This is a genomic window from Bacillus hominis (genome assembly GCF_018332515.1).
Taxonomy (GTDB): Bacteria; Bacillota; Bacilli; order Bacillales; family Bacillaceae_G; genus Bacillus_A; species Bacillus_A hominis.
This window is the reverse complement of the sequence record NZ_BOQD01000277.1, coordinates 1-5,428: the sequence shown is the minus strand read 5'-3', so window position 1 is coordinate 5,428 and position 5,428 is coordinate 1. Positions and strand designations below refer to the sequence as shown.

At 33.2% G+C, this 5,428-nt stretch carries 6 protein-coding genes; 2 read left to right on the top strand and 4 right to left on the bottom strand.

Annotated features, from left to right (window positions below; all coding sequences use genetic code 11):
* Window positions 1-207: 207 nt before the first annotated feature.
* On the bottom strand, window positions 208-945 hold the full coding sequence (locus KI356_RS22230) for an NAD-dependent protein deacylase (RefSeq protein WP_212936479.1): 738 nt from the start codon (window positions 943-945) through the stop codon (window positions 208-210).
* A gap of 250 nt (window positions 946-1,195) precedes the next feature.
* On the opposite strand from KI356_RS22230, the gene KI356_RS22225 reads away from it, so the two are divergent.
* Window positions 1,196-1,363, top strand: a complete 168-nt coding sequence (locus KI356_RS22225) for a hypothetical protein (protein ID WP_212936478.1) — start codon at window positions 1,196-1,198, stop codon at window positions 1,361-1,363.
* Between the two features lie 118 nt (window positions 1,364-1,481).
* The gene (locus KI356_RS22220; RefSeq protein WP_212936477.1) at window positions 1,482-2,969 is read left to right on the top strand and encodes a peptide MFS transporter; all 1,488 of its coding nucleotides are present in this window, start codon (window positions 1,482-1,484) and stop codon (window positions 2,967-2,969) included.
* A 470-nt stretch (window positions 2,970-3,439) separates the two neighbouring features.
* On the opposite strand, the gene KI356_RS22215 is transcribed toward KI356_RS22220, so the two are convergent.
* The 3 genes from KI356_RS22215 to KI356_RS22205 are packed head-to-tail and all read right to left on the bottom strand — an operon-like array spanning window position 3,440 to window position 5,383.
* Entirely contained in the window at window positions 3,440-3,778 is a 339-nt protein-coding gene (locus KI356_RS22215) for a hypothetical protein (RefSeq protein ID WP_212936476.1), read from the bottom strand.
* Complete coding sequence (locus tag KI356_RS22210) at window positions 3,762-4,193, bottom strand: hypothetical protein (protein ID WP_212936475.1); 432 nt, start codon at window positions 4,191-4,193, stop codon at window positions 3,762-3,764. Before KI356_RS22210 ends, KI356_RS22215 begins: the two co-directional genes overlap by 17 nt.
* Window positions 4,194-4,204: 11 nt before the next feature.
* Complete coding sequence (locus KI356_RS22205; RefSeq protein ID WP_212936474.1) at window positions 4,205-5,383, bottom strand: hypothetical protein; 1,179 nt, start codon at window positions 5,381-5,383, stop codon at window positions 4,205-4,207.
* Window positions 5,384-5,428 lie beyond the last annotated feature (45 nt).

The window sequence follows — 5,428 nt, the reverse complement described above, 5'->3', positions numbered from 1 at the left end:
ATACATCATTATGTATCAAATTTAATTTTATGATATATATAGAATTTTATATTAATTACAAAAGAAATAAAAGATTTAATTTTCAGTTTTCTGTTTTAACATCCTATTTATTACCATTCCCCTTAGTACGCAATAACATAAATATAATTCATACAAAAAAACTGAGGTGGACATCATTCACCTCAGTTTCTTTACGAAAACAAAAACTTATTTAATCGAAGATAACCCTTTGGCAAATTCACCAATCTTTTGTTGAAACACATAATCAAAGTTATATTCCTGTCCTGTTAATTCTTCATTTACTAAAATCGTTGTTGCGCCTACTTCCCTCTTTGCGATTTCTGGGAATGAAGCGACAGGTTGTACTTTTAATGACGTTCCCATTACGAGAAGTACATTTGTTTCATATAATCGTTTTATCGCATTTTGATATTGAGGTAACGTATCTCCGTATAAAACAACATCTGGATTTAGTATGAAATTACACTTCCCGCAGCGCGGCACTTCATGATCAATCATATATTGTAAATCATATCCCGTTTTACACTTCGGACAATGCGCAGTTTGAAGTGTTCCATGTAAATCAATTACATGTTTACTACCACCTACTTGATGCAAACCATCAATATTTTGCGTTAAAATTGTTATATCTTTCCCTTGTTCTTCTAGCTCCGCTAAAAAACGATGCCCACGATTTGCTTTATACTGGTGAAATGTATTAATTTGAAAGATTTCTTTATAATGCTTCCAAAATTCTTTCGGACTTCTATTATAATAGCCTCTCGACAAATACATCTCTACATTCGCATCAGCATACAATCCATTTGATGAACGAAAATCTGGTATACCGCTTTCCGTACTTGCACCAGCACCTGTTAACACTGTAATTTTCTTTGCTTTTTCTAAAATTGAATGTACTTCTTCAAATTGCTGCACAAAAATCACCTCTATGTATTTTCCTATACTTATTATACCAGTTGTTTACAGTAGGTGTTGTACAATTCGTTTTACTTACTACGTTGCATTATCTAAACCCAAACTTTTTTGGGCGTAATTAAAGTTTCCAAGATAACTACTGTTCAATTAAAATAACGTTATTTAATTTTAATTCTGCAAACTGGCATAAAACCTTTCGAAAATTCAAACCAGCTTTAAGAATAATTGTTTATCTTATAAATTCACAACTGATTATGTTATGGAGAATGTAGTCGCCCTTGCTAGGAAACACAAAGATACACTTGTTGGTAATGGCGTAGCATTCTTAGTAGCTAAAGCACTCTCACAATCAATTCTGGATTGTTTAGAGGTAGATTCAGTGAAAGGTGTGTCTAATGAGCAAATGACGATTTTTCAATTCATTTAGAAAGCAGCCTTCTGGCTGCTTTTCTTCATCGATGGGCTTAGATAGTTATGGACTACTGGGAGCCCCTTAAGTTATACTTGTATAATATCAAAAATTAATAAGGGGTAATATTAACATTATGAAAGAAAAAAACGAACTTGTTCAAAGTATTCCTCAAACAGGATTTTTTGGGCATCCAAAAGGATTATTCACTTTATTCTTCACTGAGTTTTGGGAAAGGTTTTCTCATTACGGAATGAGAGCTATTTTGCTGTATTATATGTACTATTCGGTCGCAAAAGGTGGATTAGGAATTGATCAATCTACCGCAACCTCGATAATGGCAATTTACGGTTCCTTACTGTTCATGTCTAGTATTATCGGCGGATGGATATCGGATCGTTTACTTGGTCCAAGTAAAACCGTATTCTTTGGTGGCTTTTTAATTATGATTGGCCATCTTATTTTAGCTTTACCGGGTAGTAAAAGTGCGCTATTTATCTCTATGGTCTTCTTAGTTCTAGGAACAGGGTTGTTAAAGCCTAACATATCGAACATCGTAGGAAGTTTATACAGTAAAACAGATGCGCGTCGTGACTCAGGGTTCAGTATATTCTACATGGGTATTAACTTAGGTGCCTTACTTGCACCTTTAGTTGTCGGAACATTAGGTCAGCAATATAATTTCCACCTTGGTTTTGGAGTTGCGGCAATTGGTATGGCAATTGGGTTAGGGGTATTTGTTGGAACAAAACAGAAAAACCTTGGTCTAGTCGGTACGCAAGTACCTAATCCATTATCAGATTCGGAAAGAAAGAAGACTATTAAGTATTTCAGTGTTGGTCTGGTTGTATTAATATTGCTAGGTGTGGTTACAATTCCAACTGGGTTGTTAACTATAAATCGTTTTACATTCCTGATTAGTATCTTAGGGATTGTTATTCCAGCTTATTATTTCATTTATATGTATCGTAGTCCTAAAACAACAAAAATAGAGCAATCTCGTCTTCTTGCGTATATACCACTCTTTATTGCAGCTACAATATTTTGGTCTATACAAGAACAAGGTGCTATTATCTTAGCGACATACGCGGATCAACGAACTCAATTACAGTTCAATGGAATTACATTGCATTCCGCTTGGTTCCAATCATTAAGTCCAATCTTTATCGTAACGCTTGCCCCGATTTTTGCATGGATTTGGATAAAGTTAGGCAAGAAGCAGCCTTCAACGGCAAAAAAATTCGCTATTGGGTTGCTATTTGCAGGTTTATCATTCTTAGTTATGATTATTCCGGCTTTAATCAACGGTACTCACTCTTTAGTGAATCCTATGTGGTTAGTCTTTAGCTTCTTTTTAATTGTAATTGGAGAAGTTTGTTTATCTCCTTCAGGGTTATCAATAACGACGAAGCTGGCTCCAGCTGCTTTCTCTTCGCAAACCATGAGCTTATGGTTCTTATCAACTGCGTCTGCGCAAGCAATAAATGCCCAAGTTGTTAAACTGTATAATCCTGCAACAGAAGCAATTTACTTTGGTGTTATTGGTGCTATCTCCATTTTAGTTAGCATCCTGCTGTTTGCATTATCATCAAAAATCCAAAATTTCATGAAGGGACTTCAATAACGGTCTCTTATTGAAATGAACAAATACAAGTTTCTATGTGAAGAGTAGCCAAGCCGGTTACTCTTTTTTTGTATAACCATAGCAAACTCCACACAAACGCAATATAATGTATGCTGGAGCAATGATGTTTCTAGGAAAACAAAACATACCTAATAGACTAATACGACTTGGTAAGAGAGCTGACTATTTATTTAAAAAGGAGCTTCTTAAACATAAAGACTGCGTCATCGATTTACTCGATGAACGGGAAATTTGCGAATAAAAGACCAAAACTCCAACTCATTCATGGTTTAAAATACTGATGAGCTGGAGTTTTCTCATTGCTATATATACAAATAAAATAAAGATTACTAAAGGGATATATGTGAAAAAACTATTTCTTTTGGAGGATTTCAATAAAAGAAATAGTTTTTTGGTTGTTGCAGTAAATGAAGTCATGTAGAGGGCTACTAAAATACTATATATCCAACTTATTCTAATAATTTTATTTGGGTAGGAATCCCTTTATCTTCCAGTAAATTATTTGCGCTTAATCCCGAAAGATTTTCAATATCCTCTTGAAGAACAGAAATGCTCATTTCTAGAACATTAATAAAGTTTGGGTCTTTATCCGATTTATTTTTTTCTTTTTTTAACATCAAAATGAAGTCTTTTATCAACTGTTCTTTTTCATCAAGATTCTTCATTAAATCTTGTGTTTTTTTATCAAATTCATCCTTTTGCTCTTCGATCTTTTTATTATATATTGATTCACATTTAGAATATCCTTCCATCCTGAACTTTTGTTCGGTACTACTTAGAAATACCATATACATGTCTCCAATCAGAAAATTTATTATCTAATGCCAAGTATTTCATATCATTAGAAGAAAAAGAGTTTACATCATCATTGAATACATCTAAACATCTATTAAGCAATTTCATTCGTTCGTCGTTGTCAGTATTTAAATTATCTTCTCTTAGCTTGTTAATAACTAATATTAAGTAATTAATTAATTTTTTCTTTTCTTCATCAGTTTCCTCGAGCTTTGACAACATTTCCAGAAACCCCTCATTTAGTTCCACTATTATTCTAGCGTAAACATCACTTGCTTCTTTATATCCCTCATCTAAATAATCACTTTCTGATTTAAATAATCGTGTAAAAAGAGAGTCGCACTTTTGCGCACCTATCCTCCTCAAAAGATTGTCTGTTTTCATTCTCTCATTCGAATTTGAATTCATTTCTTTACCCCTTATTTAATATTAAATTTGTATTCATTACCTTGTATTAGCTGATTAAAATTATTGTAAATGAATTCAGCTTTTACATTTGCTATAAATTGAGTATCTGTGGCAATACGATATAAAGTAACTAACAATCCTCCAATATCTAAATTTTTAATCGTTGGTTTTCCTTTTAGTGTAGATTCAACTGCCACTACAACAAGATTACTTACTGACGCGATTATGTTTGAGTACATTAATATTTTTCTTGTTTTCACCTTATATAAATCTAATGAGCCACATGTTTTTTCGTTATAGAAGATTCTATGAAGCATAGCTATTAACATATTAATCAACATAGAGTATGTCACTTGTTTGCCTACTATTTTTAAATTACCAGCATCAATACCGTATTGAGCAAGTTCTTGAGAAAAGTCTGGTGAAAGTAAAATAGTGCCTGGTATCGGTAGACCAGCTTTTGAATATTCATCAGATTTTATATGTAATCCTTGTTTTATTAATGCAGCCGCCAGTATCTCCGGTTCATTAAATGCCCGATTTTTTGCTTTCTCAAACATAATTGTAGTATCAGCCTGTTCCGTTATTTTCGCTTTTAAATAGCCATTTGCCATTGGAGAGGGCGTTATATGATACGTATTTAGTTTCCAGCTAGTTAGAGTACTAGTCATAATGTTCGAAGTTCCAAATATCCAACCTAATAATGGATCATGTCCCAGCGTTCTATAACGATGCGCATTACCACTCAGCCCAAGATCAAAATCTGGACTACCAAATTGCACATCATACGGAACCCCATTTGCTATTATGTCACTTAATGAAGCTGTATAACTTATGCTATTTGCTTCGTTATCTATTTGACCAAACTTATCATCGAAAATCTCTTTTTCTCTCTTTTTGTAGTCTTTTTCACTGACATCGTGGGTACTGCGTTCTTCAAAAGGAGTTAAAAGATACTGCCTTAAACATTGTAAGGACACTGCTAAAAATAGAAATGAATAATCCTTGATGTCTAATTTCGTTGCTTCTGCAAACTTCCTATCAATATCTTTCAAATAGAAACTTGCGTTTTCAGCAACTTCTTTAACCCTATCATTTTCATCAATAATCATTTTCATATCTTCTCGTAACAACTCCGATTCATTCTCTAGCTTTTTACTCCTAATAATTAATTTTTCAAATTCATCCACTCAATTCACTCACTTCGTTAATGTAATTTTTTACACTTAAACAAT

Excerpts from the sequence above, each read along its gene's own strand:
- KI356_RS22225 (WP_212936478.1), top strand. The coding sequence starts at position 1,196 with ATGGAGAATGTAGTCGCCCTTGCTAGGAAACACAAAGATACACTTGTT.
- KI356_RS22220 (WP_212936477.1), top strand. The coding sequence starts at position 1,482 with ATGAAAGAAAAAAACGAACTTGTTCAAAGTATTCCTCAAACAGGATTT.
- KI356_RS22215 (WP_212936476.1), bottom strand. The coding sequence starts at position 3,778 with ATGGTATTTCTAAGTAGTACCGAACAAAAGTTCAGGATGGAAGGATAT.
- KI356_RS22210 (WP_212936475.1), bottom strand. The coding sequence starts at position 4,193 with ATGAATTCAAATTCGAATGAGAGAATGAAAACAGACAATCTTTTGAGG.